The 13395-nt window shown below is 59.9% G+C and carries 9 protein-coding genes; 6 read left to right on the forward strand and 3 right to left on the reverse strand.

Annotation, left to right across the window (positions count from 1 at the left end; genetic code table 11):
* Positions 1-105 precede the first annotated feature (105 nt).
* The 3 genes from topA to HU767_RS00885 all read left to right on the forward strand — a co-directional run bounded on the left by topA (position 106) and on the right by HU767_RS00885 (position 3811).
* Positions 106-2718 (forward strand): type I DNA topoisomerase, encoded by a 2613-nt coding sequence (topA, locus tag HU767_RS00875; RefSeq protein ID WP_186728216.1) that lies wholly within the window; start codon positions 106-108, stop codon positions 2716-2718.
* 228 nt (positions 2719-2946) lie between these two features.
* Positions 2947-3471: a DUF6586 family protein gene (locus HU767_RS00880; protein WP_186728217.1), complete on the forward strand. Its 525-nt coding sequence runs from the start codon at positions 2947-2949 to the stop codon at positions 3469-3471.
* A gap of 106 nt (positions 3472-3577) precedes the next feature.
* A complete protein-coding gene (locus HU767_RS00885; RefSeq protein ID WP_003183419.1) occupies positions 3578-3811 on the forward strand; it encodes a hypothetical protein in 234 nt (77 codons plus the stop codon).
* Between the two features lie 71 nt (positions 3812-3882).
* Here the strand turns inward: HU767_RS00885 and sulA are convergent, their stop codons facing one another.
* Entirely contained in the window at positions 3883-4356 is a 474-nt protein-coding gene (gene sulA, locus HU767_RS00890) for an SOS-induced cell division inhibitor SulA (RefSeq protein WP_003199648.1), read from the reverse strand.
* Between the two features lie 10 nt (positions 4357-4366).
* A complete protein-coding gene (lexA, locus tag HU767_RS00895; RefSeq protein WP_003199651.1) occupies positions 4367-4975 on the reverse strand; it encodes a transcriptional repressor LexA in 609 nt (202 codons plus the stop codon).
* Positions 4976-5216: 241 nt separating this feature from the next.
* Here lexA and HU767_RS00900 point away from each other — a divergent pair, with 241 nt between their 5' ends.
* The 3 genes from HU767_RS00900 to HU767_RS00910 all read left to right on the forward strand — a co-directional run bounded on the left by HU767_RS00900 (position 5217) and on the right by HU767_RS00910 (position 10438).
* On the forward strand, positions 5217-5924 hold the full coding sequence (locus HU767_RS00900; protein ID WP_013692622.1) for a TetR/AcrR family transcriptional regulator: 708 nt from the start codon (positions 5217-5219) through the stop codon (positions 5922-5924).
* A gap of 183 nt (positions 5925-6107) precedes the next feature.
* Positions 6108-7106, forward strand: coding sequence for a beta-N-acetylhexosaminidase (nagZ, locus tag HU767_RS00905; protein WP_186728281.1), 999 nt, complete (start codon positions 6108-6110; stop codon positions 7104-7106).
* A 41-nt stretch (positions 7107-7147) separates the two neighbouring features.
* Entirely contained in the window at positions 7148-10438 is a 3291-nt protein-coding gene (locus tag HU767_RS00910) for a DEAD/DEAH box helicase (RefSeq protein WP_186728219.1), read from the forward strand.
* Between the two features lie 260 nt (positions 10439-10698).
* Here the strand turns inward: HU767_RS00910 and HU767_RS00915 are convergent, their stop codons facing one another.
* On the reverse strand, positions 10699-13392 hold the full coding sequence (locus HU767_RS00915) for a DEAD/DEAH box helicase (protein WP_186705226.1): 2694 nt from the start codon (positions 13390-13392) through the stop codon (positions 10699-10701).
* Positions 13393-13395 lie beyond the last annotated feature (3 nt).

A 13395-nucleotide genomic window follows, 5' to 3' on the forward strand; every position in this document is an offset into this window, starting at 1 on the left:
CGGGCAACCCTGCGCTTGACCTCACCTTGCAGCCACTATATATAGCGGTGCCGCGTCAGGCGCCAACCGCCTTTCACTTTTTAGAATTCAGGAATTTTCTGATCCATGGGCAAATCGCTGGTCATTGTGGAATCCCCGGCTAAGGCCAAGACCATCAACAAGTATCTGGGCAACCAATACGTGGTGAAGTCGAGTATCGGCCATATCCGAGACCTGCCCACCAGCGGTTCGGCTAGCGCCAGTAAGGAGCCAGCCGCCAAGCGCGGCAAGGCTGCTGCCGGTGAAGCGCCGGCGCTGTCGCCGAAAGACAAGGCGCGCAAGCAGCTGGTCTCACGCATGGGGGTCGATCCGGAACACGGCTGGAAAGCCAAGTACGAGATCCTCCCAGGCAAGGAAAAGGTCATCGAAGAACTGCGTCGGCTCGCCAAGGATGCCGACACCATCTATCTCGCGACGGACTTGGACCGCGAAGGGGAAGCCATTGCCTGGCACCTGCGCGAAGCCATTGGTGGGGATGACAGCCGCTACAAGCGCGTGGTGTTCAACGAAATCACCAAGAAGGCCATCCAGGAAGCCTTCTCCCAGCCGGGCGAGCTGGATATCGACCGGGTCAACGCCCAACAGGCGCGGCGTTTCCTCGACCGTGTGGTGGGCTACATGGTTTCGCCGCTGCTGTGGGCCAAGATCGCCCGCGGCCTGTCGGCTGGTCGCGTGCAGTCGGTGGCCGTGAAGCTGGTGGTGGAGCGCGAGCGGGAAATCCGGGCGTTCATCCCTGAAGAGTACTGGGAAGTCCACGCCGACCTCGGCACTGCCAAGGGCGCGACTGTGCGCTTCGACGTGGCCCGCGAGAAGGGTGAAGCCTTCAAGCCGCTCAATGAGGCCCAGGCCACGGCGGCGCTGGAGAAGCTCAAGGCGTCCAGCTACAGCATCGTCAAGCGCGAAGACAAGCCGACCAGCAGCAAGCCGTCCGCGCCGTTCATCACCTCCACGCTGCAACAGGCCGCGAGCAATCGCCTGGGCTTTGGCGTGAAGAAAACCATGATGATGGCCCAGCGTTTGTACGAAGCCGGCTACATCACTTACATGCGTACCGACTCGACGAACCTGTCGGTCGATGCCGTGGCGATGGCGCGCACTTATATAGAAAGCGAGTTCGGCAAGAAGTACCTGCCGGACACGCCGAACGTCTACAGCAGCAAGGAAGGCGCGCAGGAGGCTCACGAAGCGATTCGTCCGTCCGATGCCAACACCGAGCCAAGCAAGCTGTCGGGCATGGAGCGCGATGCCGAGCGTCTCTACGAGCTGATCTGGCGCCAGTTCCTGGCCTGCCAGATGCTGCCGGCGCAATACCTGTCCACCACGGTCAGCGTCGGTGCCGGCGACTTCGAGCTGCGCGCCAAGGGGCGCATCCTGAAGTTCGACGGCTACACCCGCGTCATGCCGCAAATCACCAAGCCTGGGGATGACGATGTCCTGCCGGACATGGCCCAGGGCGACGTGATGAAGCTGATCAAGCTCGATCCGACCCAGCACTTCACCAAGCCGCCGGCCCGTTACTCCGAAGCCAGCCTGGTCAAGGAAATGGAAAAACGCGGCATCGGCCGTCCTTCGACCTACGCCGCGATCATCTCCACCATCCAGGACCGCGGTTATGTGGCGCTGCACAACCGTCGTTTCTATTCGGAAAAGATGGGGGACATCGTCACCGAGCGTCTGTCCGAGAGCTTCTCGAACCTGATGGACTACGGCTTCACCGCCGGCATGGAAGAAAACCTCGACGATGTGGCTCAGGGCGAACGGGACTGGAAAAATGTCCTCGACGAATTCTATGGCGACTTCAAGAAAAAACTCGAAGTAGCCGAAAGCCCTGACAGCGGCATGCGCGCCAACCAGCCGGTCATGACCGACATCCCGTGCCTGACCTGCGGGCGTCCGATGCAAATCCGTACCGCCTCGACTGGCGTGTTTCTCGGTTGCTCGGGCTACAGCCTGCCGCCCAAGGAGCGCTGCAAGGCTACCGTCAACCTGGTGCCGGGCGACGAAATCGCTGCGGACGACGAGGGCGAATCGGAATCCCTGGTACTGCGCGGCAAGCATCGCTGCCCGATCTGCAGCACGGCGATGGATGCCTACCTGCTGGATGAAAAGCGCAAGCTGCACATCTGCGGTAACAACCCGGACTGTGCCGGCTACGAGATTGAAGAGGGCACTTATCGCATCAAGGGCTACGAAGGCCCGAGCCTGGAATGCGACAAGTGCGGCAGCGAGATGCAGCTCAAGACCGGCCGTTTCGGCAAGTTCTTCGGTTGCACCAACCCGACCTGCAAGAACACCCGCAAACTGCTCAAGAGCGGGGACGCGGCGCCGCCGAAGATGGACCCGGTGAAGATGCCTGAGCTCAAATGCGAGAAGGTCAACGACACCTACATCCTGCGTGACGGCGCCTCCGGCCTGTTCCTGGCAGCCAGCCAGTTCCCGAAAAACCGTGAGACCCGTGCGCCATTGGTGATGGAGATCGTGCCGCACAAGGACGAGATCGATCCGAAGTACCATTTCCTCTGTGAAGCACCGCAGAAGGATCCGGAAGGGCGTCCGGCGGTCATTCGCTACAGCCGCAAGACCAAGGAGCAGTACGTGCAGACCGAAGTCGACGGCAAGCCGACCGGCTGGAAGGCCTATTACGACGGCGGTAAGTGGACGGTTGAAGACAAGCGTTGATTGAACGCCTGTTTAAGAAGGAGGGCTAAGCGAGGACCCCGTGGCGAGGGAGCTTGCTCCCGCTGGGCGGCACAGCCATCCTCGATGGGGCCCGACTGAACAAAAAGGCCACATGACAACCCATAGGTTTTCATGTGGCCTTTTTGTTTTTGGCTTGCAGTGGCCTTGGTTGATCCACGACACTGTCGCACTTGCGTGAAGCTTTCATTTCGTTGGGGAGATGCCGCCATGGCCCACGAACTCTATACCCGCACCAATCAGAAAATCTATTTCGCCGGTCTGTCGCTCGAAGCGCTCTCCCGGGCCGAAGACGGGCGTGCGATGAATTCCCCGGCGCTGCTCCAGGCAGGGCGTGAGTCCGCGCTGTTTCACCTATACGGTGCGTTGTTGGGGTTATGCCATGAAATCGCTGGTTTCTATCGCCTGCCACAAGCGAATGCGCCGCGGGCCGAGCTGCTGTTGACCCGCGAAGTGCTGGAAACCATCGCCATCCCGGAAATGGCCGAAATGGTCGAGCTGGCACACAACCCGGAAACCTGGCTGGCAAAGCTGTTGGCGGCCCATGCGGCGCTGTTCGAGCCGCCACGAGCCCCGCGCAAGCCCAAGGGGGACGTGACCCAGCCGTTGATCGTGGCGGTCAATCTGGACGAGCAGGATCCCGAGCAGGAGCTGAGCCGGGAAGAGCTGGAGAGCTGGCGCCAGAACCTCAAGAGCTTGGCGATACGCTTTCGTGAAGGGTTGAACGAGTGCTGAGTTTCCCTTCGGCCCTTTACGTCCATTGATAACGCTTGGTCAAGATCCCGAGCGGAGCCTGGCCGATGACTATATAATCCTCGCCTTTCGTGGAGAACAGACTTTTATGCCTACGTCCTTTCTAGAAATTGTCGAACTTCCTGATGGCCGCATCGAGCTGCGCAGGGCCGAGGACGAGGGTTCTCTGGTTACCCTGAACTTCTCCGAAGATGCCAAGGTGTTCCTCCAAGGCCAACACGTCGAAGTCGCCAAGGCGATGCTGAGCGTGGGCGTCCAGATGGCCGGTCGCCTGGTTGAAGGCGAATTCAACAAGGAAGAGGGGCCGCGGGTCCTTCATTAATCCCGCCTGTCGGCTTTTTTGAAAAATGTGACTGACCGGCTTCTCTGTCTTGGAGAAGCCCCGCGTTTGTCTTAGCCCAATCGAATATTCAGGCTTTGTGCGTCCCCGGTGCGGGCGGCGCTGATCAACTGTTGCCGTGCGGTCGCGGTCAATGGGTTGAGCCAACTGACCACAGTGTGGCTGCGGCCCAGGCGCAAGGCTTCGCAGGTCAACTGTTGGGCGCTCTGGGTACCCCGTGGCTGCAGCAACAGGATGCGTTCACGGTTCAGGCCGGCATCCCGCAGCCAGGCCTGGGTAACGCTGGCCGGTGGCGCGATCAGCGTCAACCAGCGAGCATCCTGGTCCTGGCTGAGTTCTCGCAGAATCGGCGCCAGCAGGTTCAGGCAGTTTCCGGCCGCACCACGTAACGACAGTTCGCTGAAAGCCTCGGGTTCGACGCCCCAGGGCGACTCGATGACCTCTTTCAGGACTGGAACCAGCGGTTGGGCCATGAATGCCTCGAACAGCGGAAGTTGTGTGTGTTGTGGTGTGTGAGGGAACTGCATAAAGCCTCCTTTAGCGGCGAATGACGCCGACGCTCAAGCCTTCGATGACCAGGTCCTGGTCTTTCAGGTTCACTTCGATGGGGGCGAACTCAGGGTTCTCGGCAATGAGCCAGACCTTGCTGCCGTCGCGCTTGAAGCGCTTGACGGTCACTTCGTCGCCGATGCGCGCCACGACGATCTGGCCATTGCGGGCTTCGCGGGTGGTGTGGACGGCCAGGAGGTCACCGTCGAAGATACCGATGTCCTTCATGCTCATGCCGTGTACCCGAAGCAGGTAATCGGCCCGGGGATGGAAGAACGAAGGGTTGATATTGCAGGATTCCTCGACATGCTGCTGGGCGAGGATCGGTGCGCCTGCCGCGACCCGGCCAATGATCGGCAGGGTGGTTTCGTCGGCCTTGGCTTCGAAGCCAGGGATGCGAATGCCACGGGATGCGCCCGGGGTCATTTCGATCGCGCCCTTGCGCGCCAGCGCCTTGAGGTGTTCTTCAGCCGCGTTGGGCGACTTGAAACCCAGTTCCTGGGCGATTTCCGCGCGAGTCGGCGGGTAGCCGTTGTCTTCGAGGCAGCGTTTGATGAAGGCCAGAATCTCTGCTTGGCGTGGCGTCAGCTTTAGCATATTGATCGCTCTGTCTTTTTATACAGTGACTGGGATTATATACAGTGGACGCCGCTTGGCAATCCTCCTTTTTTCGCGGGCCGCTGGACGGTCGGTCGGCTTGTTGGTTGGGGCAGGGCTACCACCTGAGAAAAGGTGTGGTTAAATACGTGACCGACCGTTCGCAAAACGCCCCGGCAGGCTTGACAACCCCTAGGCTGAAACGTATGTTTCAAACAAGTGTTTGTCAGGCGGAGTAACCATGGCCCAATCGGAAACCGTTGAACGCATTCTCGATGCTGCCGAGCAGTTGTTCGCGGAAAAAGGTTTCGCCGAAACCTCGTTGCGTCTGATCACCAGTAAGGCCGGGGTGAACCTGGCGGCGGTGAACTATCACTTCGGCTCGAAAAAAGCCTTGATCCAGGCGGTTTTCTCGCGGTTCCTCGGGCCTTTCTGCCTCAGCCTCGATCGTGAACTGGAGCGGCGCCAGGCCAAGCCCGACGTCAAGCCAACTCTGGAAGAACTGCTGGAAATCCTGGTCGAGCAAGCCCTCGTCGTGCAACCGCGCAGCGGTAACGATCTGTCCATTTTCATGCGCCTGTTGGGCCTTGCGTTCAGCCAGAGCCAGGGCCACCTGCGGCGTTACTTGGAAGACATGTACGGCAAGGTCTTCCGTCGCTACATGCTGCTGGTCAACGAAGCCGCACCGCGCATTCCGCCTATCGAGCTGTTCTGGCGGGTGCACTTCATGCTCGGCGCCGCTGCGTTCAGCATGTCCGGTATCAAAGCGCTGCGGGCCATCGCTGAAACCGATTTTGGTGTGAACACCTCCATCGAGCAGGTGATGCGCCTGATGGTGCCGTTCCTGGCAGCCGGCATGCGTGCCGAAAGTGGCGTCACCGATGAGGCCATGGCGGCCGCGCAACTGCGTCCACGCAGCAAATCGACGCCGGCGCTGGCCAAGGCTTGAGCGCACGGGTGGGCGTGGCTGCCTACATCCGCTAAGCTAACCGCCCATGCCGACTCTTGTTTCGAACCCGTTCCATTCTATATTTCATGACCGCGACCTGCCGGGCCTTGGGCCTGGCGGTGTGGTCGTGTCTGTGTCACCGCGCGGGTTCATCGTTATTAAGGAAATGCTATGACTGCTGGCCTGCAAGGCTCGTTGATGGTGGACGTCGCCGGTACCTGGCTGACGGCCGAAGATCGCCACCTGTTGCGCCAGCCCGAGGTAGGCGGCCTGATCATTTTTGCCCGCAATATCGAGCATCCACGTCAGGTGCGCGAATTGAGTGCGTCGATCCGCGCCATCCGTCCCGACCTTCTATTGGCGGTGGACCAGGAAGGCGGCCGTGTTCAACGGTTGCGCCAAGGATTTGTGCGGTTGCCGGCGATGCGGGCGATCGCCGACAACCCGAACGCCGAATACCTGGCCGAGCAGTGCGGCTGGATCATGGCTACCGAAGTGCTGGCGGTGGGTCTCGACCTGAGTTTTGCCCCGGTGCTGGACCTCGATTACCAGCGCAGCGCCGTCGTCGGCAGTCGTGCCTTCGAAGGTGATCCCGAACGCGCGGCGTTGCTGGCCGGTGCCTTCATCCGTGGCATGAGCGCCGCCGGGATGGCGGCCACTGGCAAGCATTTCCCGGGTCATGGTTGGGCCGAGGCTGATTCCCATGTGGCGATCCCGAACGATGAGCGCAGCCTCGAGCAGATTCGCGCCAGCGACCTGGTACCGTTCGCCAAGCTGAGCAAGCAACTGGCCGCGATCATGCCGGCCCACGTCATCTACCCGCAGGTTGATGCCAATCCAGCTGGTTTTTCCCGCCGCTGGTTGCAGGACATCCTGCGCGGCGAGTTGCAATTTGACGGTGTGATCTTCAGCGATGATTTGTCGATGGCCGGGGCTCATGTGGTCGGTGATGCCGCCAGTCGTATCGAGGCGGCCTTGACGGCGGGTTGCGACATGGGCCTGGTGTGTAACGATCGCGCCGCCGCGGAGCTGGCCCTGAGCGCTGCCCAACGCCTGAAGGTCAAGCCTTCGGCGCGGATCGCCCGCATGCGCGGCCAGGCCTGTGCCTCCACGGAATACCGCCAGGACCCACACTGGCTGACGGCGCTCGGCGCACTGAGAGCTGCGCAGCTTATTGATTAAGGGATTGTCGTGACAGGTATAAGTAATGATCGGTAGCGCCCATGACACAGCCAATTGAGGCGCTTCTCGAGAGTGATTGGGCAGAATCCTTTCATCCGCGTTACCTTGAGCGCGGGTTCGACTACGCCGAGAGAAATCGGGTACGTGTACTGCGGATAGAGGCCCAATCGATTTACGCTGAATGCGAAGGTGGCGGCGATAATCTTTATCAGCAGCGGATCGAGCTCACTCGTTATCGGGGATACGACAGCGTTCGTTACGAATGCTCGTGCCCGGTCGGCGACAGCTGCAAGCACTGCGCTGCCGTCATGTTCCATTTAACGTGGAATCCGCAAGCATTGGAGGCCGGCTCCGCCAGCGAGCGCCTGAATTCTGAACTTGAAACCTGGATCAAGTGTATTCCGAAGCAGGACGCCGATTCGCTACCCGGTAAAAAAGACGCCGATGTCCGGATCTTCTACAAACTCAAGAATACGCACTTAGGGCAGTGGATTTTAGAGCTCTTCAAGGGGCGCCAGCTCGATGATGGTTCCCCGAAGGATGTGAAAGCGTTTAGCCAACTGACGGACATGCTGAATCGTTTTCCGGATTATATGTCCGAGGTCGACAAACAAATTGCTCAGTCGCTTATCAGCAGTCAGCATTATCACAGCCAGAACAGTTTCCCGTTGCAGGGCCGCAGTGGCGCCGAGGTGCTGGCGCTGGCATTGCAGTCCTCACGCTTGTTCATGGATTGCGACCCACCGGAGCCATTGAGCGCAGGTCCGCTAAAAAACGCGGAGTTTTTCTGGGCAGAGCAAGCCAACGGCAACTATCGGTCTCGGTGGCGCAGTGGCGACCAGGTACTGGATAACGTCCTGGTGCTTGAGCCGCTTCATTATCTGGATTTGTCGCGCAAAGAACTTGGCCGGCTGTCTTATGAAATGGACGACAAATTGGCGTGCCATTTATGCCTTGCGCCTGAGGTGCCCGCTCGAGATGTCGTGCTCTTCAGTCATCGAATCAATGCTGTAGACCGACCTATCCCGCCGCCGAAAGAATTGACTGAGCGCATTATCGAAGGTGTCGAGCCGCGAGCGGTGTTGACGTTGGGAAGTGCACTCGAGTTCCGGCACTGGAAATCTGTTCCGGAACATCGCGCGGCACTGACCTTTATTTATGATGGTCATGTGGCGGACGACAAAGCACCCACCGAACTGTCGATCCTGTCTGGAACCGACATTTTGCGCATTCAGCGTAAGCCGGATGCCGAACAAGCCTTTCGCACCGCTCTGCGTAAGGGAGGTTTCAAGAAAGCCAATCGCAAAAGCCTTGCGCTGGCGGACATCGCAGGTGAGCTATTTCAAATGGCGGATGACGACGCCTGGTTGGCCTTCATGGATAAAGGCCTGCCGCGATTGCGTGCCGCCAATTGGCAGATCGAGATCGAAGCGGGCTTTCATTTCGATCTGCAACCGGTAGAGCAGTTGTACGCCGACATCGAGGAGTCTCCCGGCCGAGAGTGGTTCGATTTACAACTGGGTATTGTCGTGGATGGGAAACGGCACAGCTTGCTGCCGATCTTGCTTTATCTGCTTCGCTCAAGCCCCGAGATGATGGACCCTGACAATCTTGATCGGCGCAGTGACGATCAGTTGATGTTGCTTGACCTCAACAGTGGAAAGTTGACGGCGGGTCCTGGTGTGAAGGTCGCGTTTCCGTATGGGCGGGTCAAGCCGCTGATGGCAACGCTTGGTGAGTTGTACATGAAGGAGCATCGGGGTGACTCGATACGGTTGAATACCTTTGATGCGGCCAGGTTGAATGTGCTCGAAAACGTGCCATTGACCTGGCAGGGCGGGGAGCGGTTGCGCACGTTCGCCAAGCGATTGCATGAGTCGACTCACGCGCATGTGCCTGCGCCGGCGGGACTTAAAGCCACGCTGCGACCTTATCAGTTGGAAGGGCTCAATTGGATGCAGACGCTGCGGGAGCTGGAAGTCGGCGGCATCCTGGGCGATGACATGGGCTTGGGCAAAACCTTGCAAACCCTGGCTCACCTGCTTTGCGAGAAGCACGCCGGGCGTCTGGATGCCCCGGCGCTGGCGGTCATGCCCACCAGTTTGATTCCCAACTGGCTGGACGAAGCGGCACGTTTTACGCCGCAGCTCAACGTCGTGGCGCTTCATGGCGCGGCCCGGCAAAAAGATTTCGCCAGCCTTGCACAGTACGACCTGGTTCTGACGACTTATGCCTTATTGCCGCGGGATCTGGAGGTGCTGAAACCCCAGGCCTGGAGTGTGCTGATTCTCGATGAGGCACAGAACATCAAGAACCCCACCAGCAAGGCTGCCCAGGCCGCCCGGGAACTCAACGCTCGCCAGCGACTGTGCCTGTCCGGTACGCCCCTGGAAAATCACTTGGGCGAACTCTGGTCGCTGTTTCATTTCCTCCTGCCCGGCTGGTTGGGGGATAGCAAAAGCTTCAACCGAGACTACCGCACGCCCATCGAAAAACACGGCAACAGCGAGCGAATGCGCCACCTTACGGCGCGGATAAAACCGTTTCTACTGCGGCGCAAAAAGGAAGAAGTCGCTACTGAGCTGCCTCCCAAGACTGAAATCGTTCATTGGGTCGACCTCAGCGGCGGGCAGCGGGATGTCTATGAAACCGTGCGTGTAGCCATGGACAAGAAAGTGCGCGACGAAATTGCTCGCAGCGGCGTGGCCCGTAGCCAGATCATCATTCTCGATGCGTTACTTAAGTTGCGCCAGGTGTGCTGCGACTTGCGGTTGCTCAATACCGTACAGACTGCCAAGGCGCTACGTTCCGGCAGCGGCAAGTTGGTCAGTTTGATGGAGATGCTCGAAGAATTGCTCAGCGAAGGGCGCAAGATTCTGCTGTTTTCCCAGTTCACCTCGATGCTGGCCCTGATTGAGGAGGAGCTGCAAAAGCGCAGCCTTGCCTATTCGTTGTTGACTGGCAGCACCACGGATCGCCGCACTCCGGTGAGGGATTTTCAGAGTGGCAAGGTGTCGCTGTTTCTAATCAGCCTCAAGGCCGGCGGTACGGGGCTCAACTTGACGGCTGCCGACACGGTGATTCATTTTGATCCGTGGTGGAATCCGGCGGTGGAAAACCAGGCGACCGACCGGGCTTATCGGATCGGTCAAAATAAACCCGTGTTTGTTTACAAACTGATTGCCAAGGGTACGGTGGAAGAGAAGATACAGGCCCTTCAGCAGGATAAGGCTGCGTTGGCCGGCGGTGTACTGGATGGTGGCACGACGGCTGGGTGGAAGCTTGAGCAGAGCGATATCGAAGCGTTGTTTGCACCGTTGCCCAAGGCCTGATTCACCGACACATTTACGGGGGATGTCGCCTGATAGTCAGCTATCGCGAGCAAGCTCGCTCCCACATTTTGGAACTGGGGTGGGCTCCGGCATTGCGGGCGCTTAAAATCCCCTGTGGGAGCCGAGCTTGCTCGCGATGATGGCTGCACAGTCAACATCTGCATCAACTGAACCACCGCTATCGCGAGCAAGCTCTGCTCCCACAGTGGCTCTGCGGTGAACACCAGGCTCAGGGACACCCAGGCTGAGTTGAGGGAGTGTCAGCGCTTCTCGAGCTTGTCCGGCAGCGGCGCGAACAACGCCTCGATATCGTCGCTCTGCAATTTCCAATCACCGGCCACGCGTCCATCCAGCACGCCAGCGGCGAGGTCGGATTTTTCCTTTTGCAGCAGCTGGATTTTCTCTTCCACCGTGCCTCGGGCTATCAGCTTGTAGACGAACACCGGTTTTTCCTGGCCGATGCGGTAGGCACGGTCGGTGGCCTGGTTTTCGGTGGCCGGGTTCCACCACGGGTCGTAGTGAATCACGGTGTCGGCCTCGGTCAGGTTCAGGCCTACACCACCGGCCTTCAGGCTGATCAAAAAGATCTGACGCTTGCCACTCTGGAATTCCTTGACGGGCGTGCGTCGATCCCGGGTCTGGCCGGTCAGGATGGCGTAGTCGACGCCGCGTTTCTTCAACTCATCTTCAATCAGCGCCAACATGGACGTGAACTGCGAAAACAGCAGCACCCGTCGCCCTTCTTCAAACAGCTCTTCGAGCATTTCCATCAGGCTGTCGAGCTTGCCTGAGGTGCTGCCTCGGGCGGGCAGGGTGGCGTCGTTGATCAGGCGCAGGTCGCAGCACACCTGGCGCAGCTTGAGCAGTGCTTCGAGGATGATGATCTGGCTGCGGGCCACGCCTTTGCGGGTGATCTCGTCGCGGACTTTCTTGTCCATCGCCAGGCGCATGGTTTCGTAGACGTCCCGCTGGGCGTCGCTGAGTTCGACCCAATGGATGATCTCGGTCTTGGGTGGCAACTCCGTCGCCACTTGTTCCTTGGTCCGGCGCAGCAGGAAAGGTTTTATCCGACCGTTGAGGTGCTGCAATCGTACGTCGCTGCCGCGCTTTTCGATCGGTACACGGTAATCGCGGTTGAAACTCTTGACGTCCCCGAGCCAGCCCGGCAACAGGAAGTGAAACAGCGACCACAATTCGCCCAGGTGATTTTCCAGGGGCGTACCGGACAGGCACAGCCGCTGGCGGGCGTTGAGCTCGCGGGCGGCCTGGGCGGCTTTGCTGGTGGGATTCTTGATGTACTGGGCTTCATCGAGGATCAGCACGTGAAGTGGCTGCGCTTTCAGGCGCTCGACGTCCTTGGGAAGCAGGGCATAAGTGGTGAGGATCAGGTCGTAATCCACCAGCCGTTCGAAATGTTTTTTGCGTCCCGCACCGTAAAGCGCCAGGACCTTGAGCTGCGGCGTGAAGTGGGACGCTTCGTCGAGCCAGTTGGGAATCAGGCTGGTCGGCATCACCACCATGCACGGCCGGTCGAGGCGACCGGCGTGTTTTTCGCTGAGAATGTGCGCCAGGGTCTGTAGGGTTTTGCCCAGGCCCATGTCGTCCGCGAGGATGCCGCCGACTTCCAGCTGTCGCAGCGACTGCATCCAGCTCAGGCCTTCGAGTTGATAAGGCCGCAGCGTCGCGTTCAGGCCTTCTGGCGCGGTGGCGGTGTAATCCTTGATGTCCCGCAGGCGTTGGGCCAGGCCGCGAATGTGTTCGCCGCCCTCCCAAGTCAATGGCATGTCCTGCAGCGGGTTCAGGCGCAAGGCGTCCGCGCTGTTGAGGCGCAGTTTGGTGGTGCCGGGCTCTTGCAGGTAAAACTCGCCCAGGGTCGCCAGCACCGGTTTCAGCCGGCCATAGGGCAGGGCCACTTGCTGCGGGCCGAACTCCGAGTTCGGGCGGTTGGGCAGGTTGACCAGGATCAGTTCATCGTCCCGGCGCCGGGCCAGGCGTTCCGGATTGAACAATTCGATGTGCGAGCGCATCAGGTTCAACAGGATCGGCAGCAGGCTCAGGCGTTCGCCATTGACGATGATCCCCAGTTCCAGGTCGAACCAGTCCCGCTCCGGCGTTTCCTCGACCGTGGCATACCACTCGTCCACCGCCGTCAGGTCAAAGCCGAAGTCCTCGTCGATCTGCAACTCCCAGCCCTGGGTGCGTAGTTTCGGCAGGTCGTTGAGGGTGAAGGTCAGCCAGGCGCTGTCGTTGACCATTTCGTACAGTTCGCCGGCGCTTTCCGGCAGGGCCTTGCTTTGTCGGGTCGCGACTTTGAAGCCCAGGATTCGTAGTTGTTCGCGGTAGGACTGTTCCACATCGGTGTGGCGTTTTATCCGCAACGTCTGGGTTTCCTGGCGAATCAGCACGTCGGTGTTGCGCTGGCCGCTGACGTATTCATCCAGATAACTGAAGGACAGGGCGGCGCGGTGCTGGATGTAGCGCTGCATCTTGCCGTTGCGTGGCTCGAAGGCGCTGAACTCGATACTGGCCAGCCATAGGCGCGGCACCGGCTGCACGTTGTCCACCAGCACTTGTGGCGGGGCCTTGGGGCTGCGGTTGTCCAGCACCGCTTGGAGTTTCTCCAGCAGGAGGGCGTCCTTTTCGGCGGCCGGGTAGGCCAGGGTTTCCTGGACTTGCAGCAACACGGCCGCGCAGTGCTTGCAGTTGATGCGCACCGGGCAGGAGCACGCGGCTTCGAGCAGAATCAGCGTGCCCTTGGCTGACTCTTTAAGGCGAATGGTCTGACGGTAGACGCTGCCGCCAGAGCCTTCGCAGCTGGCGATGATGGTGCTGTCGCCGGCCTCGACGATCCTGACGCGGTTTTCCAGCGCATAACGGCGCCCGCGCTCCAGGCTCTGTTCCTTGAATCGATTGACCCAGGAAGGTGCCAGGGGTTTGCTCAGGGGCGAGGGCATAGG

The sequence above is a fragment of the Pseudomonas sp. SWRI179 genome (assembly GCF_014268705.1).
GTDB classification, from domain to species: Bacteria; Pseudomonadota; Gammaproteobacteria; order Pseudomonadales; family Pseudomonadaceae; genus Aquipseudomonas; species Aquipseudomonas zanjanensis.

Coding starts and splice junctions, on each gene's coding strand:
- sulA (WP_003199648.1), bottom strand. CDS start 4,356: ATGCAGTTCCCTCACACACCACAACACACACAACTTCCGCTGTTCGAG.
- HU767_RS00915 (WP_186705226.1), bottom strand. CDS start 13,392: ATGCCCTCGCCCCTGAGCAAACCCCTGGCACCTTCCTGGGTCAATCGA.
- HU767_RS00900 (WP_013692622.1), top strand. CDS start 5,217: ATGGCCCAATCGGAAACCGTTGAACGCATTCTCGATGCTGCCGAGCAG.
- HU767_RS00910 (WP_186728219.1), top strand. CDS start 7,148: ATGACACAGCCAATTGAGGCGCTTCTCGAGAGTGATTGGGCAGAATCC.
- topA (WP_186728216.1), top strand. CDS start 106: ATGGGCAAATCGCTGGTCATTGTGGAATCCCCGGCTAAGGCCAAGACC.
- HU767_RS00880 (WP_186728217.1), top strand. CDS start 2,947: ATGGCCCACGAACTCTATACCCGCACCAATCAGAAAATCTATTTCGCC.
- lexA (WP_003199651.1), bottom strand. CDS start 4,975: ATGCTAAAGCTGACGCCACGCCAAGCAGAGATTCTGGCCTTCATCAAA.
- HU767_RS00885 (WP_003183419.1), top strand. CDS start 3,578: ATGCCTACGTCCTTTCTAGAAATTGTCGAACTTCCTGATGGCCGCATC.